The organism is Mycobacterium sp. NTMscope_Eco_3 (assembly GCF_976985685.1).
Map to the genome: position 1 here is coordinate 3,698,870 of NZ_CDRJYZ010000001.1, position 24,469 is coordinate 3,723,338.

The window sequence follows — 24,469 nt, forward strand, 5'->3', positions numbered from 1 at the left end:
CCCCGACGCCGAGGGCCCGGGCAGCCGGGCGTTCGCCGGCCGCGCCCGTCCAGCCGGGGAGCGCAGCTAGTCGAGCAACACCGTCGCGAAGGTGCCGATCTCGGCGAAGCCCACCCGGGCATAGGCGGCGCGCGCCACCGCGTTGAAGTCGTTGACGTAGAGGCTGGCGGTCCGCCCACTGCCGACGATCACCGCGGCGACCGTGGCGGTGCCGGCGGTGCCCAATCCCAGGCCGCGCCACTCCGGGTGCACCCACACCCCCTGGATTTGCCCCACCCCCGGCGACTGCGAGCCCACCTCGGCCTTGAAGACGACCTGGCCGTGCTCGAACCGCGCCCAGGCGCGGCCGGCCGTGATGAGGCTGGCCACGCGTCGCCGGTAGCCGCGACCGCCATCCCCGATCCGCGGGTCGACGCCCACCTCGCCGATGAACATGTCGACGGCCGCCACCAGGTAGGCGTCCAGCTCCTCCGGCCGGACCTGGCGCACCGCCGTGTCGATCTCGCAGCTCGGGTGGGTGGACAACGCCAGCAGCGGCTGGCGGTCGCGCACATCGCGGGCCGGTCCCCACGCCGCCTCGAGGCGCTCCCACATCGGCATCACCAGGCCGGCCCTGCCGACCAGCGACGAGCAGCGCCGCGTCCCGCGCATGGCCTCGTCGGCGAACGCGCTCAGATCGGCCCGCGCGCCGCGCAGCGGGATCAGGTTGGCGCCGGCGAAGCACAGCGATTCGTCGGCGCCCCGCAGCGTCCACAGTTCCCCGCCAATGGAATTGGGGTCGATGCCGTGGTCCGCCACGCGGGCCGCGACCATGCACGACGCGACGGGATCGTCCTCGAGCACCCGCCACACCGCGGCCGCATCACGCACCACGGACACCCGTCGCTCGCCAACTAGGCGGAAGAGGGGCGGAGCCGACATGTGGCGAACTCTCTGTGGTGCGAACTCAGGGCTGGGGCGCTGGCCTTTATCAGCTTACGGTCACAACCGGCGAACCGCTCGATGTTGTGTCCGGTCCGTGACCGCCGCCCATTTCGGCGGCGATGCGCATCGCCTCCTCGATCAACGTCTCGACGATCTGCGCTTCGGGCACGGTCTTGATCACCTCGCCGCGAACGAAGATCTGCCCCTTGCCATTTCCCGATGCGACGCCGAGGTCGGCCTCGCGGGCCTCCCCCGGGCCGTTGACGACGCAGCCCATCACGGCGACGCGCAGCGGGACGTCGAGGCCGTCGAGACCCGCCGAGACGGCGTTGGCCAGGGTGTAGACGTCGACCTGCGCGCGACCGCACGACGGGCAGGACACGATCTCGAGCCCGCGCGGGCGCAGGTTCAGCGACTCGAGGATCTGGATGCCGACCTTGACCTCTTCGACCGGCGGCGCCGACAGCGACACCCGGATGGTGTCGCCGATCCCGCGCGACAGCAGCGCGCCGAAGGCGACGGCCGACTTGATGGTGCCCTGGAAGGCGGGGCCGGCCTCGGTGACGCCGAGGTGCAACGGATAGTCGCACCGCTCGGCCAGTTGCTCGTAGGCGGCGACCATCACCACCGGGTCGTTGTGCTTGACGCTGATCTTGATGTCGCCGAAGCCGTGTTCCTCGAACAGCGAGGCCTCCCACAGCGCGGACTCGACCAGCGCCTCGGGGGTGGCCTTGCCGTACTTCTCCAGGAACCGCTTGTCCAGCGAGCCCGCGTTGACGCCGATGCGGATCGGGATGCCGGCCGCCCCGGCGGCCTTGGCGACCTCGCCGACGCGGCCGTCGAATTCCTTGATGTTGCCCGGGTTCACCCGCACCGCGGCGCATCCGGCGTCGATGGCGGCGAAGATGTACTTCGGCTGGAAGTGGATGTCGGCGATCACCGGGATCTGGCTGTGCCGGGCGATCTCGGCCAGCGCGTCGGCGTCCTCCTGACGCGGGCAGGCCACGCGGACGATGTCACAGCCGGCGGCGGTCAGCTCGGCGATCTGCTGCAGCGTGGTGTTGACGTCATGCGTCTTGGTGGTGCACATCGACTGCACCGAAATCGGGTGGTCGCTGCCGACCCCGACGTCGCGGACCATCAGTTGGCGCGTGCGACGCCGGGGTGCAAGCGTGGGCGCCGGAGCGTCCGGCATGCCCAGGCCAATGGTCATTTGCGCCGCTCCTCCTCATCGCTTCGCTCTGCATCGTCGCCAGCGCGGCTCACTGTTGATTCCTTCGGTTGGTTATCGAACCCGCGCGTGTCACTGGAAGAGCCTGATCGGATTGACCAGGTCGGCGGTCACGGTCAGCAGCATGTAGCCGACCACGAACACCAGCACGACGTACGTCGCGGGCATGAGTTTGAGGTAGTTCACCGGCGCGGCCGCGACCATGCCCCGGGCCGACCGGATCAGGTTGCGGACCTTTTCGAACATCGCGATGGCGATGTGCCCGCCGTCGAAGGGCAGCAGCGGCACCAGGTTGATCGCGCCCAGGATGAGGTTCAGCTGGGCCAGGAAGAACCAGAACGCCACCCACAGTCCGTGGTCGACGGTGTCGCCGCCGATGATGCTGGCTCCCACCACGCTCATCGGCGTCTGCGGGTCGCGCTGGCCGCCGCCGATCGCGTGCACCAGCGCCCCCACCTTCGTGGGAATCGTGACGAGCGCCTTGCCCACCTCGACGGTCAGGTCCCCGGCGAAGGCGAGACTGCCCGGGATCGCGGACAGCACCCCGTAGTGCGTCGGGCCGGTCCGCACGGCGCCGACGCCGATGGCGCCGACGGTCGACGCTTGCGGTTGGCCGCCCTGCCCGTCGGGCCCGTTGGTGAGGTAGCGCTGCGTGGGCGTGACGTTGACATAGGTGGTGATGGCCGTGCCGTCCCGCTCGGCGACGATCGGGGTGTTGCCGTGCACCTTGCGGATGGCCGCGGCCATCTCCTCGAAGGTCGACACCGGGGTGTCCCCCACCTTGACGATCACGTCGCCGGGGCGAATTCCGGCGAGTGCCGCCGGCCCGGGCCCAGTGCAGTCCGCGATCTTGCCGGGAGCCACTTCCGGTGCCACACAAGCGGTTTCACCGACCACCGCCTTGGTCGGGGGGTGCAGGTCGGGCAGACCCCAGACCAGCGCGATGCCGTAGAGCAGCACCAGGCAGATGACGAAGTTCGCGGCGGGCCCGGCGAAAAGCACCGCGACCCGCTTCCAGACCGCCTGCTTGAACATGGCGCGGTCGGTCTCGTCGGGCGCCAGCTCCTCCACCGAGGTCATGCCGGCGATGTCGCAGAAGCCGCCCAGCGGCACGGCCTTGAGGCCGTATTCGGTTTCACCGCGCCGGGTCGACCACAGCGTGGGGCCGAAACCGACGAAATAGCGGCGCACCTTCATGCCGGTGGCGCGCGCAACCCACATATGGCCGCACTCGTGCAGGGCCACCGAGATCAGGATGGCCAGTGCGAACAGCACAATGCCGATGACGAACATCATTAGGCTGCGAGGACCTTTCTCACACCGCTCCGGAGGCTTTGACCGACAATTTGGCGGGCTGCGCTTGTGCGACGGCACGCTGCGCCCGCTCCCGTGCCCAGCGCTGCGCGTCGAGTACCTCATCCACGTTAGCCGGTGATACGGCCCATTGGTCGGCGGCGTGCAGCACGTCGGCGATGGTTTTGACGATGGCACCGAACCCGATGCGGCCCGCCAGGAACGCCTCGGCCGCCTCCTCGTTGGCGGCGTTGTAGACGGCGGTCATGCAGCCGCCGGTCTGCCCGGCGTGGCGGGCCAACTCGACGGCGGGGAAGACATCGTTGTCCAGCGGCTCGAATTCCCAGCTAGACGCCGTGCTGAAGTCGCAGCAGGCGGCCGCCCCCGGCACCCGGTGCGGCCAGCCCAGGGCCAGCGAAATCGGCAGCTTCATGTCCGGCGGGCTGGCCTGGGCGATGGTCGAGCCGTCGACGAAGGTGACCATCGAATGAACGATCGACTGGGGGTGCACGACCACGTCGATGCGGTCGTAGGGAACGCCGAACAGCAGGTGGGTTTCGATCAGCTCCAGCCCCTTGTTGACCAGCGAGGCCGAGTTCAGCGTGTTCATCGGGCCCATCGACCACGTCGGGTGGGCGCCGGCCTGCTCGGGGGTGACGTCCTCGAGCTGGGCGGCGGTCCAGCCGCGGAAGGGGCCGCCGGAGGCGGTCAGCACCAGCTTGGCGACCTCATCGGCGGCTCCGCCGCGCAGGCATTGCGCCAGCGCGGAGTGTTCGGAGTCGACCGGCACGATCTGTCCGGGGCCGGCGGCCTTGAGCACCAGCGGGCCGCCGGCGATCAGCGATTCCTTGTTGGCCAGCGCCAGCCGGGCGCCCGACTCCAGCGCGGCCAGCGTGGGCCGCAGGCCCAGCGCCCCCACCAGCGCGTTGAGGACGACGTCGGCTTCGGTCTCCTGGACCAGCCGGGTCACCGCGCCGGGCCCGGAAAACGGGATGTCGCCGGCCCGCTGCGCCGCGCGTTCGTCCGCGACCGCGACGTTGGTCACACCGGTGGCGACGCGCTGGCGCAACAGCGTGTCCAGGTTCGCGCCGCCCGCGGCCAGGCCGACCACTTCGAAGCGATCCGGATTGGCCGCGATGACGTCCAGCGCCTGCGTGCCGATCGAGCCGGTGCTACCCAGCACCAGCACGCGCAGGCGGCCCGGGGTTTGCCCGTCGGTCGTCGGGTTGGTCACCCATTCATTGTGCCGCCCGGCACCGACGCGGGCCACGATGCGCCCGCCCGCCCGGCCGGCGGTTGTGCCAGAATCTGGGTTCAGCAAGCCGATCCGATCCGAAAGGGATTCGCCGTGGCCAGTACCGAGGTCGAACACTTCACCGGCGTCGACTCCGTCGAGGTGCCGTCGGCGGCGTGGGGTTGGAGCCGGATCAATCACCGGACCTGGCACATCGTCGGCCTGTGCATCTTCGGGCTGTTGCTGGCGATGCTGCGCGGCAACCACGTCGGCCACATCGAGGACTGGTTCCTGATCGGCTTCGCGACCCTGGTTCTGGTCGCCCTGATCCGCGACCTGTGGGGCCGCCGACGCGGCTGGATCCGCTAACCCGTCGAAGGTCGACTTGTGCAGCGAAATCGCGGTGTTTCGCCACAACGAGTCCACGTTGGGCGCTGAGAGCGGGCCACCGGCGCGCCCAGCGCGCTACCTGTTTTCGGCGGCCAGCTGCCCGCACGCGGCGCTGATCTCGCGGCCGCGCGTGTCGCGCACAGTGCAGGAGACGCCCTTGGCGCGTACGCGCCGCACGAATTCGCGCTCGACCGCCTTCGGGCTCGCATCCCACTCGCTGCCCGGCGTCGGGTTGAGGGGGATCAGGTTCACGTGCACCAACGGCCCCAGCGCGCGGTGCAGCCGCTGCCCCAGCAGATCCGCCCGCCACGGCTGGTCGTTGACGTCGCGGATCAACGCGTACTCCACCGACACCCGTCGGCCGGTGACGTCGGCGTAATAGCGTGCGGCGTCAAGCGCCTCGGCGATCTTCCACCGATTGTTGACCGGCACCAGCGTGTCGCGCAGGTCGTCGTCGGGCGCGTGCAGCGACAGCGCCAGCGTCACCGCGAGGGCTTCGTCGGCGAGTTTGCGGATCGCGGGCGCCAGGCCGACCGTCGACACCGTCACCGACCGGGCCGAAATGCCGAAGCCGTGGGGCGGCGCGGCGATGATGCGCCGCACGGCGGCCACCACCCGGGCGTAGTTGGCCAACGGCTCCCCCATGCCCATGAAGACGACGTTGGACAGCCGATCACCGAAGTCGTCGCGCAAGGCGGCGGCGCCGGCGCGCACCTGCTCGAGGATCTCGGCCGTCGACAGGTTGCGGCTCAACCCGCCCTGCCCCGTCGCGCAGAACGGACACGCCATGCCGCAGCCGGCCTGCGACGAGATGCACACCGTGTTGCGTTGCGGATAGCGCATCAGCACCGACTCCACCGTGACCCCATCGAGGGCGCGCCACAACGTCTTTCGCGTCTGGCCGGCATCGCAGGCGACCTCGGAGGCCGCCGTCAGCAGGATCGGGAACATCGTGTCGGCGATCGCGTCGCGCAGGCCCGCCGGAAGGTCGGTCATCTGCCGCGGGTCGGCGATCAGCCGGCCGTAGTACTGATGCGCCAACTGCTTGGCGCGAAAAGCGGGCAGGCCCAGCTCGGCGACGGCCGACGCGCGGCCATCCGCATCGAGATCGGCCAGGTGCCGCGGCGGCTTGCCGGGACGCGGCTCGGAGAACACCAACTGTTGAACCATGACCTGTCCAGTATCCGGCACGCCGCGGCCGGCCTACGGAACGAGTGTCAACACCGTCCAGGCCGCGACCGCCGACGGCAGGACGCCGTCGAGCCGGTCCATCAGTCCGCCGTGGCCGGGCAGCAGCCGGCCCATGTCCTTGATGCCGAGATCACGCTTGACCTGTGACTCCACCAGATCGCCGAGCGTGCAGGTCAGGACCAGGATCACCCCCAGCAGCGCGCCGATCCACGGTGGTTTGTCGGCCAGAAAGGTCGCGGTCAACGTGGCCGCGGTGACGCCCAGGACGAGCGAACCGGCGAACCCTTCCCAGGACTTCTTCGGGCTGATCGCCGGGACCATCGGGTGCTTGCCGAACAGCACGCCGACGGCGTAGCCGCCGACGTCCGACGCGACCACCGTGATCATCAGGCAGAACACCCGCCCCGCCCCGTCGTGCGGGTAGACGAGCAGCACCCCGAACGATGCGAACAACGGCACCCAGGCGGCCAGGAAAACGGTGGCGGACGCGTCGCGCAGGTAGTTCGCCGACGCCGAGCCGTCGAACGGCTCGGGCCGCTTGCGGTTGTCCTGCATGAACAGCCGCCACACGTTGCAGACCACCACGGTGACGCCGAACCCGGCAAGCGCGCCCGCGGCGTGGAACGGCCAGGTCAGCCAGACCGTGAGCTGGCCTCCGGCCAGCAGCGGAATGACCGGAATGACATATCCCGCTTCGCGCAGCCGGCGAACCACCTCGTGCGTGGCCACCACGATGGCGAGCGCGACGATGGCCACCCAGAAGCGGGGAGCGAACACCAGCGTGACGACCAGGACGCCGCCGATGCCGGCGCCCACCGCGATCGCGGCGCGCAGGTCGCGTCCGGCCCGCGAGGTCTTTTTGGCGGGGTGCCCGGTCGTCTTCTTGGCCGCGGCCGCCGGCTGGTCGGGCGGTGTGCCTGCGCCGGGTTCTGGGGTAGCCACGGGCCTGAATCAACTTAGCTGCCGAGCGGTCGCTAGACCTCCAGCAGCTCGCCTTCTTTGTGCTTGACCAACTCTTCGATCTGGGTGGTGTACTGATGCGTGGCCTTGTCCAGGTCCTTTTCGGCCCGGCCGACCTCGTCCTCGCCGGCCTCGCCGTCCTTGCGGATGCGGTGCAGCTCCTCCATCGCTTTGCGGCGGATGTTGCGCACCGAGACCTTGGCGTCCTCCCCCTTGCTCTTGGCCTGTTTGACCAGCTCCCGGCGGCGTTCCTCGGTGAGCTGCGGGACCGCCACCCGGATCAGGGTGCCGTCGTTGGTGGGGTTCACGCCCAGATCGGAGTTGCGGATCGCCGTCTCGATCGCGCCCACCTGGCTGGCCTCGTAGGGCTTGATCACCACCAGCCGCGCCTCGGGGACGTTGATGCTGGCCAGTTGCGTGATGGGGGTGGCGGAGCCGTAGTAGTCGATCACAATCCGCGAGAACATGCCCGGGTTGGCGCGCCCGGTGCGGATGGTCGACAAGTCGTCACGGGCAACCGCGACGGCCTTCTCCATTTTCTCTTCGGCGTCGAAGAGAGCCTCGTCAATCATTAGCGCCACTCCTCCTCAGGTGGTGACCAGAGTCCCGATCTTCTCACCAGCGACCGCCCGGGCGATATTGCCATTGGTCAGCAGGTTGAACACCAGGATCGGCATGCCATTGTCCATGCACAGGCTGAAGGCGGTTGCATCGGCCACTCGTAGCCCGCGGTCGATGACCTCGCGATGACTGATCGCGGTGATCAATTCGGCCTCGGGATACTGCCGCGGGTCCGCGGAGAAGACGCCGTCGACGGCCTTGGCCATCAACACCACCTCGGCGCCGATCTCCAACGCCCGCTGCGCGGCGGTGGTGTCGGTGGAGAAGTACGGCAGGCCCATGCCGGCGCCGAAGATCACCACCCGTCCCTTTTCCAGGTGGCGTACCGCGCGCAAGGGCAGGTAGGGCTCGGCGACCTGGCCCATGGTGATCGCGGTCTGGACGCGGGTGACGATGCCTTCCTTCTCCAAGAAGTCTTGCAGCGCGAGGCTGTTCATGACGGTGCCCAGCATGCCCATGTAGTCCGAACGGGTGCGTTCCATGCCGCGCTGCTGCAGTTGCGCGCCCCGGAAGAAGTTGCCGCCGCCGATCACGACGGCGACTTGGACACCGCCACGGACCACCTCGGCGATCTGCTGCGCCACCTGCGCCACGACGTCGGGATCCAAACCCACCTGGCCGCCGCCGAACATTTCGCCGCCAAGCTTGAGCAGCACTCGCGAATACCTGGCCCGGGTCAGCGGCTGGCCGGAAGCCAATCCGTTCGTCGGCTCCTGCCTCGGAGCCGCCGGGCCGGCGACGTGGGGCTCCCTGGACTCCGTCATCAGACTCCTCGCATGAGAGTGCCATCCCGGGCGATCTCATCCGGAACGGCATTTCACATCCTGCCTCATCGCAGCACAATGCGGCATCGGCGGGGTGCATTATGCGCACAGTTGGCGTGCCGGAGCGATTTTCGAGTCTGCCGGTACCGGATTGGCTGGCGTCCCGCGCGGCGTTTGAGCCATGGACGGCAGGGGAACCCGCTACAACGCGGTGACACATGCGGTCTTGAGCAAAAAGGGCCGGCTTCACCGTATGACCGGGTCGATCGCTCGCGATCGTCGTTGAGCGTGGATCGCTCACAGTACGCCAACGAGGAGGAACGGATCCATGGCGGAAGAGAACAAGTCAGGACCCGCGGAAGCGGTGAAGGGCGTCGTCGAGGACGTCAAAGGTAAGGCCAAGGAGGCCGTAGGCGCGGTGGCCGGTCGCGATGACCTCACCCGTGAGGGCCAGGCGCAGCAAGACAAAGCCGAAGCGCAGCGCGACGCGGCGAAGAAGGAAGCCGAGGCCGAAGCCGCACGCGGCGGCGCCGAGGCGGCCGAGCAACGCCAGAAGTCCAACCAGTAAACCTGCTGGGAAAGATGGGTCCGGTCCGTGAAAACGGGCCGGGCCCATCGACTTTCTTGGCACCAACGGCCTGAGTTTGCATAGCTTTGCATAATTTTCGGCGGAGCGGGTACACACGCCTAGCGCTGCCAGACATCTCGCGCGAGGCGCCTACGGACCGGGGGGAACGCAGGGACCTCACGAGGTTTGGAGATGTCGTTGGACATGTCGATGGACATTGTGGTGCTCACCGACGAGGCCGATTTCGAATCGGCCTTACCGGATCTGGCAACGGTCGCGCTTCCGGCGCGCGCGGCGTTGACCGCCCACACCGACGGTCATTGCGCCACTGCCGACGTGGCGATCATCGACGCGCGCAGCAACGTGGCTGCGGCTCAGGCGGTTAGCCGTCGACTGGCGGCCCGCAATCCCGCAACCGCGGTGGTGGCCCTGGTCGCGTCGGCGGATTGCGCCGCGGTCGACGGCGACGGCAATTTCGACGACGTGATGCTGCCCGGCACCGGCGCGGACGAGCTACGGGCGCGGTTGCGGCTGGCGGTCGGCCGCCGTCGCGGCACCGCCGACGGCACGCTGAAATTCGGCGATCTTCGCCTGCATCCGGCCAGCTTCACCGCGTCGCTGGACGGCCACGACCTCGCCCTGACACTGACCGAGTTCAAATTGCTGAATTTCCTTGTGCTGCATGCCGGTCAGGCATTCACCCGCACCCGGCTGATGCAGGAGGCGTTGGGTTATGACAGCAGCAGCCGGGCCCGTACCGTCGACGTCCACATTCGGCGACTGCGCGCCAAACTCGGAGCCCGGCACGAATCCATGGTCGACACCGTCCGCGGGGTCGGTTACCGAGCGGCGACGCCCCCGCAACCGGAGTGGATCGTCGGCGATCCAGCGCTGACGCCCCCGCGCTGATACCCGCGGCCGCAACAGCTTTCGCGGTACGTCACCCGAAGAACGGGAAGGCGCGCTTGCGCGCGAGCGCATCCATGCCTTCCTGGATGGAATCCTGCACCTCGTGGTATTTGCGGTCGATGTATTCCTCGTCGTCCACCCGCGCGGGATCGTGGTCGAGTTCCACCGCGGGCATGAAGCGCGTCCTGATCTTGGCCGGTAGCGGCAGCTGGGGAAGCGCCGCCGGCGCGATCCCCCACGGCAACGAGATCGCGAGAGGAAATACCTTGAGCCGCAGTAAACGGTCCAGTTGCAAGGCTTTTGACAGCCGGTCGCCGCGGATCAGCACGGGCATCGCATCGGCCCCGCCGACGGTCGCGATGGGCACGATCGGCACCCCGGCCCGGATCGCCATCTTGACGAAGCCCGTCCGGCCCGCGAGGTTGGCGCGATCGCGCTCGGTCCACGGGCGCAGCGAATCCACTTCCCCACCGGGCCACAGCGCGACGTCACGCCCTTCGGCCAAGGCGGTGGCGATGGCGTCCGGGGCGGCTGGGAGGACCCCCATCGACCGGAAGTAGCGCCCGAACAACGGGATTGCCATCAACGCGTCATGGGCGGTGCCATGCAGGGTGCGGTCCTGGCCGAACCGTCGCCACCATTGCAGACCGACCGTCCAGGCGTCCCACACGAACGGGGCCCCGGAGTGGATCCCGACCAGCAGCGCCGGCGGTGATTCCGGAATGTTCTCCCACCCGTCGATCTCCATCCGAAACCAGTAGTCCACCAGCACATTCCACAGATATTTCTGTCGCTGCAGGGTGGCCTCGTCCTGGCCGGAGAGATCCCAGCGGCCGGCGCGCTCGGCGACCCAGCCGCTGAGCCCCCCGTGGTGTTCGCTGCGCCGCTCTTCCATCGCCGCGCGCGTTTGCTCGGCGTTGCGTTGCGCTTGTTTGCGCACGCTCGCCGGTCTGTGGTCCGGGTTACTCATGGATGCCGGATACCCGGTTCGGGCGCGCGCGATTCCCCCAGCCGAAAAACTCCCCGCACCGTTTCGGGCGCGGGGAGTTTTTACGGCCGGATCAGGCGATCAGGCGCTGGGCGCCGGCGCCGGGGCCGGCGGCGCACCGGGTGCCGGGCTGTTCGGCGCGCCGGGCGCCGGGCTGTTGATCGTCCCGGACGCCGAGCCGCCCTCCATGTTCGACGTCCAGATCAGAACGTCTTGCATTCCGTCGTTGTAGACGACGCCGTTGGGGGGTGCGCCGGTCACGTCGAAATACAGCGTGCCGGTGGACTCACTGCCCTGCGGGATCGGCGCGGGGCTGAGCCCGTTCGGCGTCCCGACCTTGTCGATCACCCGGTAGTTCTGCCCATTGGGTCCGCGGGCGATGAAGTCGTTGACCATCGGGGTCACCAGGCCGGCCTCCGACCGGGCACTGATGTCCGCCTGGTAGAGCGTGCCTTTGGGCGTGTAGCCCGGGATGGTGACATTGCTCGGCTGCAGGTTGCTCACGGTGTAATTGGTGATCAGGGCGCCGTCCACGAGCTGTTCGCTGGTGCCGAATCCCTGAATATTGGGCGGCGGCGAAGCCAGAGCCGGCGCCGCGGCGAAAACGCCCGCGGCCGCAATCCCGGCGGCGGCAAGTGTCTTAATGGCCGTCTTGGTGACCTTCATTCTTCATTCCTTTCGTCGCACACAATCGCCCCCCGTCAAGGGCATGCAGATATACGCAGCGAAATAGCCATCCGGCTACGGCTTTAAACATGTGTATTCCGCCGCATGCCAATACCCGGTCAGTTAGCTGCCGAAATAGGTTGTTTTCGCGGACAACACCTTTGGCAACAGGCATAACACCTGCATCATCCCTAACAGCGCTGCCCGCCGATTAGGCCGTGCGCCGCCGGGTAGTCGATGCGCTAAGGCGTTCCCGGCGCAGCGGGCAACGCTGGCCGAGATATCCGCGAAGGGGGCGATGAGGTGCAACGTGGTAACTCCAAGCACAGCTCACGGGAAGACGACGAACTCAAGCACGAATTGGAAGGCACGGTTCGCGGCAATCGTTCCAGCCGCAGCGAGGAGTGGCGGGACCCGGAGCCGCCGGCCGACGACGATCCGGACGTCCCGACCGCCGGCCCGACCCGCCGCGAATCGTAAAAGCGGAATCCGTCACGGCGCGGGCGCGCGTTTGCCCGCCGGCTTCTGAATGGCAAGGCGAACTTTCGAGCCAGGCAAAGGAAATCACATGGGTTTTACCCCGCAACAACAATCCGTCCCGGGCGTGCAGTCCCAGATGGATCCAATTCCCGATTGTGGTGAAAACACTTACCAGGGCTCGGGAAAACTCCTCGGCAAAAAGGCGATCATCACCGGCGGCGACAGCGGCATCGGGCGCGCCGTCGCCATCGCCTTCGCGCGGGAGGGCGCCGACGTGCTGATCGCGTACCTCAACGAGGACGACGACGCGCGCGACGTGGCCCGCTACGTCACCAACGCCGGACGCAAATGCGTGCTGGTGCCCGGTGACCTCTCCGATGCCGCCCACTGCCGCGCCGTCGTGGATCGGGCGGTGCAGGAATTGGGCGGCGTCGACATCCTGGTCAACAACGCCGCGTATCAGATGATGCGCAAAAGCCTCGACGAGATCAGCGACGAGGAGTGGGATTACACCTTCCGGCTCAACGTGGGCGCGTATTTCTACCTCGCCAAGGCGGCCCTGCCGTACATGAACGCCGGCTCGTCGATCATCGGCAGCTCATCGGTCAACTCCGATAGCCCCAATCCGACCCTGGCGCCCTACGCGGCGACCAAGGCGGCGATCGCCAATTTCTCCGCCAGCCTGGCGCAGTTGTTGGGCGAGAAGGGAATTCGCGTCAACAGCGTGGCTCCCGGCCCGATCTGGACACCGCTGATCCCGGCCACGATGCCACCGGACAGCGTGGAGTCCTTCGGCGACAACGTGCCCCTGGGGCGAGCCGGCCAGCCCGCCGAACTCGCGCCGATCTACGTGCTGCTGGCCTCCGATGACGCGAGCTACATCTCGGGGGCGCGGGTGGCCGTCACGGGCGGTCGACCGATTTTGTAGGCGGCGATCCTCGCGCGTCATCGGGCAGGTGTAACGAGGCGCTCACCGGGGTACAGCCCGGACGGGCGAACGGGAAAGGATGGCACCGATCGTGGCCATCGGAAACGGTCAGCGGCGAAAGCTGCGACGGCGGTGGTCTGTCGCCGCGGCCGCCGGAATCATGGCGGTGGCAGGATGTTCCGCGCCCGGATCGTCACTGGAAAGCGCGCCGGCGGTCAGTATGGCGGCCGTCGGCGCCGCCATGCATGACCCGGTGTGGTCGTATCACGACAACGACCTGCTGGGCCTGACCGACGATCACCGCCTGGCCGCGGTCACCTACGCCGGCCCGGGCACCGCCCACACCCGGCTGTCGGCCCCGATGGGGTCTGGGCGCAACCTGCAGATCAGCCAGAAGGACGACCGCCACGTCTTCGTGCCGCAGCCGGAGCGCGGCAAGGTCGCCGTCGTCGACATCGCGACCCTGCAACCGGTCGCCGAATTCGACGCCGGCCCCGCACCGTCCTACCTCGCCGAAGACGCCGGCATGCGGGTGCTGCTGGCGCTGGCCGCGGACGGCTCGTCGGTGACGCCGGTGGACCAGTACGGCTTCCGCAAGCTCCCGACGGCGACCTACACCGGCCAGGCCGCCGACACCATCGACGGGTCCAACCGCGGGCGGGAAATCGAGTACCACCTCTACGGAGCTTCGGGGATCCGCTATTACAAGGGGCCCACGTCGCCACCCGAAAAGCGCGGCTCGCTGCCGATGGCCGTCGCCGTGTGGGCCGGCGACGGCACTCAGGTCACGCGCAGCTATGTGGCCGGCCGCGACGACAAGGTGCTGTACGCGGTCGACTCGCGTCGCGGCGGAGACGGGCTCGAAGTCCTTGCCCGAACCGAGCTCTCGTCGCCGATTCGCTATGTGGGCACCGACGACACCCGCATCTACGCGGCCACCGACCGCGACGTGGCGGTGCTGGAAACGGCGAGCTTCACCGGCTTTCCGAACGGGACCATCCGGGTGATCCGCACGATCGACTACCGGGCGGGGCTGCCGTCGGGCCCGATCGCCTCGGCGCCGCTGTCCGGGATGGCGATCGGTCCCAAGCGGGTGTATCTGACCCTGCGCGGCCAGCCCTACGTGATCAGCGTGGCGAAGCCACGCCTGTGAGGGGAGGGCCGATGAGCACCACAGCGCACAAACCCGAGCCGGTGGGTGTCGATGACGATCTCGAGCTGCTCGCCGAGCAGGTCGCGGCGCTCAGAGAGCTCGCGCGGCTCGACGACGTTCCCGAAGGGCAGGCCTACGACTTCGGAATCCGTTGGGGGGCAGCGCTCGCCGGGAGGTTCCGGCGGTTGGTGCACTACAGCTGCCTGGGCGTGCTCGACGACGCCGACGAACGACGGTTCCAATCCCTGTGTGACGACCTGCGTTCGGTGTCGGATTCGATCGAGAGATTCGATCTCGCCCGGCCCCGCTTCACCGATACCCCGAGCCACCCCAGGTTGCGCTAGCTTGTCTCGCCCTGGCGCGGCTCGCGATGTCCTCGATCTCGGAGATCTCTCGGTAGTCGGAGAGAAACTCGTTGGCCGGCAACACGATTCCGGTGCGCGGCGCGGGACATTCGGCGTTGCGGCAGGTCAATGCCACCATGAAGGCGTCGTCATCCTCGTCGAGGAACAGAAACCCGAGGTACAGCGCGCGCCCGACGGCGAAATCCTTGGCGCCGCACCCGGCACAGTGCCCACCCTTGACGGCTACCAGATCTGAAACCCGTTCGCGCTCAACGCTTTGCAGGTCGATCAGCTCGGGCCGCACGCCGTCGGTGCGGGTCATGTCGGTCATATCAGATCTCCACGTCCTTGTCGTAGTGGACGTTGTCCTCGCGCCACCCGCCCAGACCGTGGCCGATGCCGGAATAGTCGTCGATGAATTCGATCTGGTTGATCCACTTCGCCATCTTGAAGCCGACCTGGGTCTCCACCCGCAACCGCAGCGGCGCGCCGTGCTTGATGGGCAGTGGCATTCCGTTCATCTCGTAGGCGAGCAATGTCTGTGGTTTGTAGGCGAGTTCGAGATCGATCACCTCGTAGAACTGGCCCTCCCCTTCCGCGCTGGGCTCGTCGCGGCCCGTGTCCTGCATGGTCAGAAAGCAGATGTATTTCGCCTGCGGGAGGGGACGAACATGGTCGGCGAGTTGGGCGAGCGGAACACCGCTCCACTGGCCGATGCTGGTCCAACCCTGCACGCAGTTGTGCATCACGCGTTGCGATTGCTGGTCGGCCAGGCCGCGCAACGCGTCCAGGTCCAGCGTCACCGGGTTTTCCACCAGGCCGCCCACCCGCACGCGCCAGTCGACGAAGTTGTGCACGGCCATCACCTTGTACTCAGCGCTCGTCGGCGGCTTGCCGTTGACCCGGTGTTCCTTGGAGGTCATCCGCTCGGGGTAGTTCTGCTTCGAATTCAGCGGCCGCAACAGGATTTTGCGGACGCGCGTGACGACGGCGCCGAGCACGCGGCGGACCTGAACGGGCCGCCGCAGACTCCACACCGTCGCCGCGACGTGGACGGCGACGATGGCCGCGATGATCACCAGCGAAAGCGCTGTGGCCCAACCGATGTTGCGCACGGAACCGAAGATCATCGACGCCGTGAGCTGGCCCCAACTCCAGAAGAAGATCATCGACAGGTGGATGACGATGAAGACCACAAAGGCGATCAGCCCGAGGAAATGCAGGCTCCGCGCCCATTGCCGGCCGCCCCACATGCGCACATACCAGGGAAATGCGGCCTCGATGGCCGGTGACTGGGCGGCGCCGGTCAGGATCTGGAACGGCGCCAGCACGAAGATGACACCCGCGTAGGTCAGCTTCTGGATGGCATCCAGGGGTTCACCCGGCAGCAGCGGCGGCAAATTGAAACTCATGTAGGTGACGATGTCGTCCCACGCCTCACCGAAGATCGACCACGACGCCGGCCAGTACCGGTGCCACTGGCCGGTGGCGAACAACAGGATGTAATACGACAGCCCGACGAGGACCCAGCCGATCACCGAGAAGAAGTGCCAGTGCCGACCCATGCCCAGTTTCTTGTGGCCGGGCAACGAAAACAGCGAGTTGTAGTCCTCCTCCTCGTCGAGGGTGTCGTAGAGCTTGTTGATCGGCATTTCCTTGACCGTGAAGCGCGCCCACTCGGTGCCCGGCTTGCTGTCGTCGTGCCAGTACAACTTCGGGTGCGTGGACAAGATCTCGATGCCGCTGCGGATCACCAGCGTCAAAAACAGGACATTGAGCCAGTGGTCGATGCGCAGCCACGCCGGATAGTCGAGCACTGTCATGTCGTCACCGTTCAGTCGTGCCAGTTCTGTCGTTGCGGGTATGCCACGTTGATGCCGGACAGCACCGTGGTGTGTACGGCGATGAAGCCCCCGGCGAACGCCATGGCAAACGTCCCCGGCGCGAGGTCCCAGCGGCCGGTCACCGCCACCAAGCCCGGCAGGCTGACAAACCGGCTGACCAGATAGATCACCAGAAACGCCGCGCACATCAGGCTGCCGGCGAACCAACCCGATTGCGGCACAAGGGGTTTGACGGCAAACACCATCGCGGTGACCGCGCCCAGGCAGGCGGCGATCAGCACGGCAACATACACCCAGAAATAGAGCGGCAAACCCGGCCGGGTCGCCGCCACATAGGCATGCACCGCCACCAGGCCGATGAGCAGCGATGCGCCCAACGCGGTTACCGCGCGCGGCAAATCGAAGGCGACGTAGCCGTTGAGCGTGAGCAGGGGCGAGGACAGCACCTTGTGCCACGCTTTGAGCCCCAGTCGCCCCAAAAGACCGGCCATTGCGGCTGACTACCCCGCCTGATCGGCGCACAAACGGCGACAACGCGACCGCGACCGGCTCACTGCGCGGCGCGGGCGAAGCCCACTGCCCCCGCGGGCAGGGCCTTACCCGATCGGTGGCGTGATAATCACCCTCACTGCGCTTTTCGTGCCGCGGCGCAGCGCGCCACCGGCGAACCGACCAGCCGGAATTCCTCGCTCTTGTCGAGCTGGGGATCGACCCCCTCCTGGAAAAGGATGATGATGTCCGAGCCACCGAACTGGAAGTAGCCGAACTCCTCCCCTTTTGCCATGTGTTTGCCGGGCACCGCGGTGAGGACCACCGACGACACGTGGGCCATGCCGACCGGAATGACCGCCACGATGCCGATATCGCCGCAGTCCGACTGCGAGGTGTCGATGGTGACCACGCCGCGGGTCTGGGAGAACTCGTAGCCGCTGCTGGCGCTGTCGCTGGAGGCGAACTCGTGGTCTTTTAGGCCGACCCGCATGAAGACTTTCCCGTTGATCCGGAAGGACTCCCTGCCCAGTCCCGCGACCGGCAGGTGGTAGCGGTGATAGGCGTGCACCGGCAGCATGTAATGGACGAAGGTGCCGCGCGCGAAGCTCTCGCTGTATTGGCTGCCTTCGATGAGTTGCTTGATATTGCCGTACTTTTCGTTCTTGACGGTGGTCGCCGGGATGCTCGAGTCGGCGTCGATGTCGTAGGCGTGCTGGTATTTGCAGTCGGCCGGTGAGGTCACCACCAGGTTGGTGGCCGGCTCGGCGATCGGGCGCAGGCCCCCGTTGATCTCCCGCGCGATGAACTGGTTGGCGGTCAGCCATCCGCTCGGCGCGTTCGGCGCACCGTCGACCAGTGACTCATGGATGCGGTACTCCGGCGCATTGTCGATGAACGACTGCAGGGCTTCGGGGCTGAACGACTCCGGCGTGTCCAAAAAACTCCCCCACTGCCGGGCGAACTCGGTCAGCCATTCCCGGAAGTCCCCGGACCCCTGCGCGGGCTCGTCGCCCTGGTCGACGAGGAAGTAGAAGTGCGCCATGCGATCGCTGACCTCTTGCGCCTGCCGGTTTTCGTTCTTCCAGGCGTCGGCGTCCGACTCCTGCGGCACCCATCGGATGAAGCGCTTCAGGTAGGCCTCGTACTCGCCGACGTCGCGCGGCCACTCGAGCGCCGCATACAGGTCCGGGTTCAGTTCGGACCCGGCCCGCTCGCGCGCGGTCTGCAGCGACCGCTCGAGCCGATCGGCCAGGCCCTGTTCCTTGTCGAGGACGTCGCGAAGCGCCTTGATGACGGTGTCCGGCTCGCTCATATCACTGCTCCTTTGTCGTGGCCATAGGGCTCGACGCGCACCGAGCGCTTCGGAGCCACGTCGGCCGCGTACCCCCGCTCCCGGGCGGCAAACGGGCTGCGAGTCGCGGCGGTTCGCGCCCGGTTCGCGGCGCCGAACATTGAGTGTTTGGTTCGGCGCCTAGCGGGGTGGGCACGGCGCTCGGGTGGATCTGATGCGTCGGCTTCACCTACTCCACCCGTATCGCTGCTCGCCGCCAAACAACAAGGCGCGCCGGCAATTTGGTGTTCCGGCCCCGCGGTCGGCTTACGAGCGAACTCAAGGCCTGCGTCGCCGGACGATTCCCGCTCAGCGGCCGCGGACCCGGCGATTGTGCTTCTTGATCGCGTCGACCAGCTCCGACTTGTTCATCGTCGACCGGCCCGGAACGTCGAGCCGGCGGGCCACGTCGAGCAGATGCTTTTTGCTCGCGTTGGCGTCGACGCCCTCGGCCGACTCGCCGGACGGTCGTAGCCCACCACGCTCGGCGCGCTCGTCGGACGGGCCCTTCTGCTCCTTGGGTTCCCAGTGGTCCCCGACCTTTTCGAAACTGTGCTTGACGGCGGCGTAGGCCACTCGGTGGGCCCGCTCCTCGCTGCCGTACTGATCTGCGGCCGCATCGTGGGATTTCGCGAACGTGCGTTGGGCTTTGGCGTTGGAACGCCGCAAAGTGCTGGGCAATTCACTCTTTTTGGGCGCTCCGCCTTTCGTCGTCTTCGGCATCGAACCTCCTCGTGCGCCACAAGCGGTGCAGGAAACGTGTTACCGCAGTCGGTTACCCCGTTGCGGGCCGGGCAATCGCCGTCCGGGAAATGTGCGCGTCGGGCCGACGGAAATATGTCAACATGGTTGACATGAATCAGGACGACGCCCCGCTGGGTTATTTGCTCTACCGGGTGGCGACGGTGCTGCGGCCAGAGGTTGCCGCCGTGTTGAGTCCGCTGGGCCTGGCCCTGCCCGAATTCGTTTGCCTGCGCATCCTTTCGATGTACCCGGGAATGTCGAGCGCCGAGTTGTCCCGCCACGCGGGCGTCACCCCGCAGGCGATGAACACGGTGCTGCGCAAACTGGAAGACGTCGGCGCGGTGGCGCGGCCCTCGTCGGTGTCGTCCGGGCGCGCGCTACCGGCCAACCTGACCGGCCAGGGCCGCGCCCTGCTCAAGCGCGCCGAGGCGGCGGTCCGCGGCGCCGACGCGCGGATCCTGAGCAAGCTCACCGACACGCAGCAGCGCGAATTCAAAAGGATGCTCGAAAAACTCGGGACCGATTAGCGGGCCCCATCACCCGGCGTCCTGGACGCGCGCCCAGGGCCGCGCCTCCTCGAGCTCGTAGGCCAGTTCGAGCAGCAGCGACTCCTGCCCCATACCGGTCGACAGCATCATGCCCACCGGCATGCCGTGCGCGGACTGGGCCAACGGCAGCGAGATCGCAGGTTCACCGGTGACGTTGTGCAGCGGGGTGAACGACACCCACTCGATCAGCCGGGTGATGACCTGCTGATAATCGGTCGGCGCCAGGACCCCGATGCGGGGTGTCTCGTCGGCAAGGGTCGGCGTGAGCACCGCGTCGTAGGTGCCGAAGAACCGCGCGGTGCGCCGCCGCGCCCCCCGCAGGCGCATGATCGCCGACGGGAGCCGGTGCAGGTGGCGGCTGGTGTGTCGGGCAAGGCCCAGCGTCAGGCAGTCCAGCTTGGCGCGGTCGAACGTCGCGCCGAACATGTGCCGTCCGCTGCGCACTTGGGCCAGCGCCAAAAAGCCCCAATACAGCACGAAATCGTCGACGAAGCTGGCCGCCACCGGCGGTTGGTCGACGTGTTCGACCCGGTGGCCCAGCTCCTCGAGCAGGCCGGCCGACTTCAGCGTCAGCTCCCGCAGCGCGGGACTGCACTCGCGCTGTATCGAGCGGGTCACCACCGCGATCCGCAACCGCTGCCGGCCGGGGCCGGTGACGTCCCCGACCGGGGCCAGCTTGGGGTTGCGCCAGATCCGCTCGGCCTCCCGGTAGAACGCGGCGGTATCGCGCACCGAACGCGTCACCACGCCGTTGACGACGACGCCGACCGGCATCCGGCGCAGCGTCGCGTCCAGCGGTAGTCGGCCGCGCGACGGTTTGAGCCCGACCAGCCCGTTGCAGGAAGCCGGGATGCGGATGGAGCCGCCGCCGTCGTTGGCGTGCGCGATGGGCACCACACCGGCGGCGACGAACGCCCCCGACCCCGACGATGATGCGCCGGCACTGTATTCGGTGTCCCACGGGTTGCGGACCGGGCCCAGCCGCGGGTGTTCGGCCGACGCGCTGAACCCGAATTCCGACAACTGTGTCTTGCCCAGCGAGGTCAACCCGGTGGCCAGGTACAGCTGGGTGAACACGCTGTCGGTGAGGGCGTCCCGGCGCGTCCACGCATCGGTGCCGTGCATCGTGGGCTGGCCCGCGACGTCGACGTTGTCCTTGATGAACGTCGGGACGCCGCAGAAGTAGCCGCTCACAGCGTCCGACACGGCGGCCCGCGCTTGCTGAAATCCCGCGTACGCCAACCCGTTTAGGGCCGGGTCGACGGCTTCGGTGCGGGCGATCGCCGCCTCCACCGCCTCGGCCCGGCCGACCCGCCCGGAGCGGATGGCCTCGGCGAGGCCGACCGCGTCGAGATCGCCGAGCGCGTCGTCGCCGAAGGCGTGCACGTGTCGCATAGCAGTGACGCTAACGCGCCCACGCGACCGCCGGGAGGTTTCCCGGCTTGTTCGGCGGCGGGCCGGCTTGTTCGGCGGCGGGTGGCCGTTAGGCCTGACCCACCTCGAAGCGCACGAACCGCGTCACCGTCACACCCGCGTCGTCGAGCAAGGCCTTGACCGTCTTCTTGCTGTCGGACACCGAGGGCTGCTCGAGCAGCACGGCGTCCTTGAAGAAGCCGTTCAACCGTCCTTCGACGATCTTGGGCAGGGCCTGCTCCGGCTTGCCCTCCGCCTTGGCGGTTTCCTCGGCGATGCGGCGCTCGCTGGCCACCACGTCCTCGGGCACGTCGTCGCGAGACAGGTAGCGGGCCTTGAGCGCGGCGATCTGCAGGGCGACGGCGTGGGCGGCCTCTTTGTCCGATCCTTGGTACTCGACCAGCACGCCCACCGCCGGCGGCAGGTCCGCGGCCCGCCGGTGCAGGTACGCCTCGACGGTGCCGTCGAAGTTCGCCACGCGGCGCAACTCCAACTTCTCACCGATCTTGGCCGACAGCTCGGCGATCGCCTGCTCGACGGTCTTGTCACCGATCGCGGCGGCCTTGAGTTCGTCGAGGTCCTTGGCCTTCGACGACACGGCCGCGGCCACGATCTGGTCGGCCAGCGCCTGGAACTCCGCGTTCTTGGCGACGAAGTCGGTCTCGCTGTTCAGCTCGATGAGCGCGCCGCCCTGGGTTGCGACCAGGCCCTCGGCCGTGGCCCGCTCGGCACGCTTGCCGACGTCCTTGGCGCCCTTGATCCGGAGCGCCTCGACCGCCTTGTCGAAGTCGCCGTCGCTTTCGGCAAGCGCGTTCTTGCAGTCGAGCATGCCGGCACCGGTGAGTTCCCGAAGCCGCTTGACGTCGGCAGCGGTGAAGTTCGCCAATGTTCAGCCTTCCTAGGAGGATTCAGTAGTTGGTTCGGAGGTGCCCGCAGCGGCTTCGGTGGGGGCAGCCGATGGAGCGGTCGCAGCGGCCGAGGCCAGCAGTTCCTGCTCCCATTCGGGCAGCGGCTCGGCGGCCTCTGCCTCGGGCTTGCCGTCGCCGCGGCCGACCCCGGCGCGCGCTTGCAGGCCCTCGGCGACCGCCGAGGCGATGACCTTGGTCAGCAACGCGGCCGAACGGATCGCGTCGTCGTTGCCCGGAATCGGGTAGTCGACCTCGTCGGGGTCGCAGTTGGTGTCCAGGATCGCGATGACCGGGATGCCGAGCTTGCGGGCCTCACCGACCGCGATGTGCTCCTTGTTGGTGTCGACGACCCAGATCGCCGACGGCACCTTGGCCATGTCGCGGATACCGCCGAGGCTGCGGTCCAGCTTGTTCTTCTCGCGGGTCAGCATCAAGATTTCCTTCTTGGTGCGGCCCTCGAAGCCACCGGTCTGCTCCATCGCCTCGAGCTCCTTGAGGCGCTGCAGCCGCTTGTGCACGGTGGAGAAGTTGGTCAGCATGCCGCCCAGCCAGCGCTGGTTCACGTACGGCATGCCGACGCGGGTAGCCTCGGCGGCGACGGACTCCTGAGCCTGCTTCTTGGTGCCGACGAACAGCACGCTGCCGCCGTGGGCGACGGTTTCCTTGACGAATTCGTATGCCTGGTCGATGAAGGTCAGCGTCTGCTGCAGGTCGATGATGTAGATGCCGTTGCGGTCGGTGAAGATGAACCGCTTCATCTTGGGATTCCAGCGACGGGTCTGGTGCCCGAAGTGGGTGCCGCTGTCAAGCAGCTGCTTCATGGTTACGACGGCCATGGTTGTGCCTTACGTGTGTCGGTTGTCGCCTGGCATCGGGTGAAGCCGGGCCCTGGCGCCTGCTGCGATGCCGGACCCGGCCGGGAAACCCGGTCGAGACCGCCCGGCATGCGATTGCGTTCTCCTCGTGGAACCGGAGACGCGACGCGGACGCGCGAAGTCAGCCCGCGGACGAGCTGCGACCAGCAGTTTACACCGGTTCGGCGGGTGCTTTTGCCACGCTTCCCCAAGCGGGGGCGTCGTCCACAGAGCCGGCCGGGCCGGGTGGCCGCGCCGGGCGCGCCGCGGTGAACTGCCTGGATGCGGTGGATCGCGCTGGCGTTGAGTGCGGCCCTGGTCAGCGCGGTGCCCGCGGCCGCCGACGACGATCGCCTGGACTGGCCGCTGCGCCCGCCGCCGGCCGTCACCCGTTCCTTCGACGCCCCGGTGCAGGATTGGCATCCCGGCCATCGTGGTGTGGACCTGGCCGGCGCCGCCGGCCAGCCGGTGTACGCCGCGGGCGCGGCCACCGTGGTGTTCGCCGGGTTGCTGGCCGGACGGCCGGTGGTGTCGCTGGCTCATCCCGGGGGTTTGCGCACCAGCTACGAGCCGGTCCGGGCGGCCGTGCGGGCCGGGCAGTCGGTAACGGCCGGGACCGTGATCGGCGCGTTGGTGCCCGGCCATCCGGGGTGTCGGGCCGCGGCGTGTTTGCACTGGGGCGCGATGTGGGGTCCGGCGTCGGGGGCGCGCTATGTCGATCCGCTGGGCCTGCTGAAGTCGACCCCGATCCGACTCAAACCGCTACAGCCGCCGGGCGGCGCTTCAGGCCCGGGGATGGGCCTGATCGTGCACCGCGCGCAGCCGGGACACGGCGACGTGCGTGTAGAGCTGCGTGGTCGCCAGGCTGGAATGGCCGAGCAATTCCTGGACCACGCGCAGGTCAGCCCCGCCTTCGAGGAGGTGCGTGGCCGCGCTGTGCCGCAGGCCGTGCGGGCCCATGTCCGGTGCGCCGTCCACCGCGGCGACGGTCTGGTGCACCACCGTGCGGGCCTGGCGGACGTCGATGCGGCGCCCCCGCGCGCCCAGCAGCAGCGCCGGGCCCGATTCGGCGGTCGCCAGGGCGGGGCGCCCGTCGGCCAGCCACGCGTCGAGCGCTTCGGCGGCCGGCGCCCCGAACGGCACGCTGCGCTGCTTGTTGCCCTTGCCGAGGACGCGCACCAGGCGATGCCGGGTGTCCACGTCGTCGATGTCCAGGCCGCACAGCTCGCTGACGCGGATCCCGGTGGCATAGAGCATCTCGACGATCAGCCGGTCCCGCAGCGCCATCGGATCACCTTGTTGCGCACCGGATTTGGCGGCGGCCATGGCGTCGCGGGCCTGATCCTGGCGCAGCACCGCGGGCAGGTTGCGATGCGCCTTGGGGACCTGGAGGCGCGCGGCCGGATCCCCGGTCAGCAGGCCGCGCCGGGTGGCCCAGGCGGTGAACGCCTTGACCGCCGAGGTGCGTCGGGCCAGGGTCGTGCGGGCGACGCCGGCGGCGGCCGCGGCGGACAACCACGCGCGCAGCAGCGGCAGGCTCAATCCGTCCAGGCCGGCCTCGCGCTCGCCCGCGAACGCGAGCAGCGAGCGCAGGTCGCCGAGGTAGGCGCGCCGGGTGTGCGCCGAACGCCCGCACTGCAAATCCAGGTACTCGTCGAACTCGTCGAGGATCTCCCGCACTCCCCCACGCTC

The 24,469-nt window shown here is 68.2% G+C and carries 27 protein-coding genes and 1 pseudogene; 9 read left to right on the forward strand and 19 right to left on the reverse strand.

Translation table 11 applies throughout. The features are described from left to right. Positions 1-66 precede the first annotated feature (66 nt). The 4 genes from AC0KTM_RS16900 to dxr form a co-directional block, all read right to left on the reverse strand. The gene (locus AC0KTM_RS16900; protein ID WP_238956460.1) at positions 67-921 is read right to left on the reverse strand and encodes a GNAT family N-acetyltransferase; all 855 of its coding nucleotides are present in this window, start codon (positions 919-921) and stop codon (positions 67-69) included. Between the two features lie 49 nt (positions 922-970). Beyond that, the gene (gene ispG / locus AC0KTM_RS16905) at positions 971-2,137 is read right to left on the reverse strand and encodes a flavodoxin-dependent (E)-4-hydroxy-3-methylbut-2-enyl-diphosphate synthase (protein ID WP_225328547.1); all 1,167 of its coding nucleotides are present in this window, start codon (positions 2,135-2,137) and stop codon (positions 971-973) included. Between the two features lie 90 nt (positions 2,138-2,227). After that, the gene (locus AC0KTM_RS16910; protein WP_238956461.1) at positions 2,228-3,451 is read right to left on the reverse strand and encodes a M50 family metallopeptidase; all 1,224 of its coding nucleotides are present in this window, start codon (positions 3,449-3,451) and stop codon (positions 2,228-2,230) included. 19 nt (positions 3,452-3,470) lie between these two features. After that, positions 3,471-4,682, reverse strand: a complete 1,212-nt coding sequence (dxr, locus tag AC0KTM_RS16915; RefSeq protein WP_238956462.1) for a 1-deoxy-D-xylulose-5-phosphate reductoisomerase — start codon at positions 4,680-4,682, stop codon at positions 3,471-3,473. A 114-nt stretch (positions 4,683-4,796) separates the two neighbouring features. Here dxr and AC0KTM_RS16920 point away from each other — a divergent pair, with 114 nt between their 5' ends. After that, positions 4,797-5,051 (forward strand): DUF2631 domain-containing protein, encoded by a 255-nt coding sequence (locus tag AC0KTM_RS16920; protein ID WP_225328550.1) that lies wholly within the window; start codon positions 4,797-4,799, stop codon positions 5,049-5,051. A gap of 96 nt (positions 5,052-5,147) precedes the next feature. Here the strand turns inward: AC0KTM_RS16920 and rlmN are convergent, their stop codons facing one another. Genes rlmN through pyrH form a run of 4 tightly spaced genes read right to left on the reverse strand, consistent with a single transcriptional unit; the run spans position 5,148 to position 8,608 of the window. After that, a complete protein-coding gene (gene rlmN / locus AC0KTM_RS16925) occupies positions 5,148-6,242 on the reverse strand; it encodes a dual-specificity RNA methyltransferase RlmN (RefSeq protein ID WP_225328551.1) in 1,095 nt (364 codons plus the stop codon). Positions 6,243-6,275: 33 nt separating this feature from the next. Then, complete coding sequence (locus tag AC0KTM_RS16930; RefSeq protein WP_225328552.1) at positions 6,276-7,205, reverse strand: phosphatidate cytidylyltransferase; 930 nt, start codon at positions 7,203-7,205, stop codon at positions 6,276-6,278. Between the two features lie 32 nt (positions 7,206-7,237). Continuing rightward, the gene (gene frr / locus AC0KTM_RS16935) at positions 7,238-7,795 is read right to left on the reverse strand and encodes a ribosome recycling factor (protein ID WP_238956463.1); all 558 of its coding nucleotides are present in this window, start codon (positions 7,793-7,795) and stop codon (positions 7,238-7,240) included. Positions 7,796-7,810: 15 nt separating this feature from the next. Beyond that, positions 7,811-8,608 (reverse strand): UMP kinase, encoded by a 798-nt coding sequence (gene pyrH / locus AC0KTM_RS16940; protein WP_293044851.1) that lies wholly within the window; start codon positions 8,606-8,608, stop codon positions 7,811-7,813. Between the two features lie 328 nt (positions 8,609-8,936). On the opposite strand from pyrH, the gene mbp1 reads away from it, so the two are divergent. Together mbp1 and AC0KTM_RS16950 are read left to right on the forward strand one after the other, a co-directional pair. Then, positions 8,937-9,176: a microaggregate-binding protein 1 gene (gene mbp1 / locus AC0KTM_RS16945; RefSeq protein WP_225328554.1), complete on the forward strand. Its 240-nt coding sequence runs from the start codon at positions 8,937-8,939 to the stop codon at positions 9,174-9,176. A gap of 204 nt (positions 9,177-9,380) precedes the next feature. Beyond that, complete coding sequence (locus tag AC0KTM_RS16950) at positions 9,381-10,085, forward strand: winged helix-turn-helix domain-containing protein (RefSeq protein WP_472417496.1); 705 nt, start codon at positions 9,381-9,383, stop codon at positions 10,083-10,085. A gap of 31 nt (positions 10,086-10,116) precedes the next feature. On the opposite strand, the gene AC0KTM_RS16955 is transcribed toward AC0KTM_RS16950, so the two are convergent. After that, the gene (locus AC0KTM_RS16955) at positions 10,117-11,055 is read right to left on the reverse strand and encodes a lysophospholipid acyltransferase family protein (RefSeq protein WP_472416209.1); all 939 of its coding nucleotides are present in this window, start codon (positions 11,053-11,055) and stop codon (positions 10,117-10,119) included. Positions 11,056-11,154: 99 nt separating this feature from the next. Then, positions 11,155-11,739, reverse strand: coding sequence for an MPT63 family protein (locus AC0KTM_RS16960; protein WP_238956465.1), 585 nt, complete (start codon positions 11,737-11,739; stop codon positions 11,155-11,157). A gap of 303 nt (positions 11,740-12,042) precedes the next feature. On the opposite strand from AC0KTM_RS16960, the gene AC0KTM_RS16965 reads away from it, so the two are divergent. From AC0KTM_RS16965 to AC0KTM_RS16980, 4 genes are all read left to right on the forward strand, one after another. Further along, positions 12,043-12,219, forward strand: coding sequence for a hypothetical protein (locus AC0KTM_RS16965; RefSeq protein ID WP_020188525.1), 177 nt, complete (start codon positions 12,043-12,045; stop codon positions 12,217-12,219). Positions 12,220-12,307: 88 nt separating this feature from the next. After that, positions 12,308-13,147 (forward strand): SDR family oxidoreductase, encoded by an 840-nt coding sequence (locus AC0KTM_RS16970; RefSeq protein ID WP_225328557.1) that lies wholly within the window; start codon positions 12,308-12,310, stop codon positions 13,145-13,147. Positions 13,148-13,226: 79 nt separating this feature from the next. Beyond that, entirely contained in the window at positions 13,227-14,300 is a 1,074-nt protein-coding gene (locus tag AC0KTM_RS16975; protein ID WP_238956466.1) for a YncE family protein, read from the forward strand. 11 nt (positions 14,301-14,311) lie between these two features. Beyond that, the gene (locus AC0KTM_RS16980; protein WP_238956467.1) at positions 14,312-14,644 is read left to right on the forward strand and encodes a hypothetical protein; all 333 of its coding nucleotides are present in this window, start codon (positions 14,312-14,314) and stop codon (positions 14,642-14,644) included. Here the strand turns inward: AC0KTM_RS16980 and AC0KTM_RS16985 are convergent. From AC0KTM_RS16985 to AC0KTM_RS17005, 5 genes are all read right to left on the reverse strand, one after another. Beyond that, entirely contained in the window at positions 14,610-14,975 is a 366-nt protein-coding gene (locus AC0KTM_RS16985; protein ID WP_472416211.1) for a hypothetical protein, read from the reverse strand. The genes AC0KTM_RS16980 and AC0KTM_RS16985 overlap by 35 nt on opposite strands. 1 nt (position 14,976) lies before the next feature. Beyond that, on the reverse strand, positions 14,977-16,467 hold the full coding sequence (locus AC0KTM_RS16990; protein ID WP_238956469.1) for a molybdopterin-dependent oxidoreductase: 1,491 nt from the start codon (positions 16,465-16,467) through the stop codon (positions 14,977-14,979). Positions 16,468-16,478: 11 nt separating this feature from the next. After that, the gene (locus AC0KTM_RS16995; protein WP_472416213.1) at positions 16,479-16,979 is read right to left on the reverse strand and encodes an oxidoreductase; all 501 of its coding nucleotides are present in this window, start codon (positions 16,977-16,979) and stop codon (positions 16,479-16,481) included. A gap of 134 nt (positions 16,980-17,113) precedes the next feature. Beyond that, a complete protein-coding gene (locus AC0KTM_RS17000; RefSeq protein WP_472416215.1) occupies positions 17,114-18,292 on the reverse strand; it encodes a phosphatidylserine decarboxylase in 1,179 nt (392 codons plus the stop codon). A gap of 327 nt (positions 18,293-18,619) precedes the next feature. Beyond that, positions 18,620-19,033 carry a ChaB family protein gene (locus AC0KTM_RS17005; RefSeq protein ID WP_225328564.1) on the reverse strand — a complete coding sequence of 138 codons (414 nt, stop codon included), beginning with the start codon at positions 19,031-19,033 and terminating at the stop codon, positions 18,620-18,622. 131 nt (positions 19,034-19,164) lie between these two features. Here AC0KTM_RS17005 and AC0KTM_RS17010 point away from each other — a divergent pair, with 131 nt between their 5' ends. Further along, entirely contained in the window at positions 19,165-19,581 is a 417-nt protein-coding gene (locus AC0KTM_RS17010) for a MarR family winged helix-turn-helix transcriptional regulator (protein WP_225328565.1), read from the forward strand. 9 nt (positions 19,582-19,590) lie between these two features. On the opposite strand, the gene AC0KTM_RS17015 is transcribed toward AC0KTM_RS17010, so the two are convergent. The 3 genes from AC0KTM_RS17015 to rpsB all read right to left on the reverse strand — a co-directional run bounded on the left by AC0KTM_RS17015 (position 19,591) and on the right by rpsB (position 22,759). Next, positions 19,591-20,997 carry an amidase gene (locus AC0KTM_RS17015; protein ID WP_472416218.1) on the reverse strand — a complete coding sequence of 469 codons (1,407 nt, stop codon included), beginning with the start codon at positions 20,995-20,997 and terminating at the stop codon, positions 19,591-19,593. A gap of 88 nt (positions 20,998-21,085) precedes the next feature. Then, entirely contained in the window at positions 21,086-21,901 is an 816-nt protein-coding gene (tsf, locus tag AC0KTM_RS17020; protein ID WP_472416220.1) for a translation elongation factor Ts, read from the reverse strand. 12 nt (positions 21,902-21,913) lie between these two features. Continuing rightward, a complete protein-coding gene (rpsB, locus tag AC0KTM_RS17025; RefSeq protein WP_225328568.1) occupies positions 21,914-22,759 on the reverse strand; it encodes a 30S ribosomal protein S2 in 846 nt (281 codons plus the stop codon). Positions 22,760-23,098: 339 nt separating this feature from the next. On the opposite strand from rpsB, the pseudogene AC0KTM_RS17030 reads away from it, so the two are divergent. Next, positions 23,099-23,554, forward strand: a pseudogene (locus tag AC0KTM_RS17030) (M23 family metallopeptidase); the annotation flags it as partial. Between the two features lie 6 nt (positions 23,555-23,560). Here AC0KTM_RS17030 and AC0KTM_RS17035 read toward each other — a convergent pair. After that, positions 23,561-24,457 (reverse strand): tyrosine recombinase XerC, encoded by an 897-nt coding sequence (locus AC0KTM_RS17035; RefSeq protein WP_472416222.1) that lies wholly within the window; start codon positions 24,455-24,457, stop codon positions 23,561-23,563. Between the last annotated feature and the right edge of the window lie 12 nt (positions 24,458-24,469).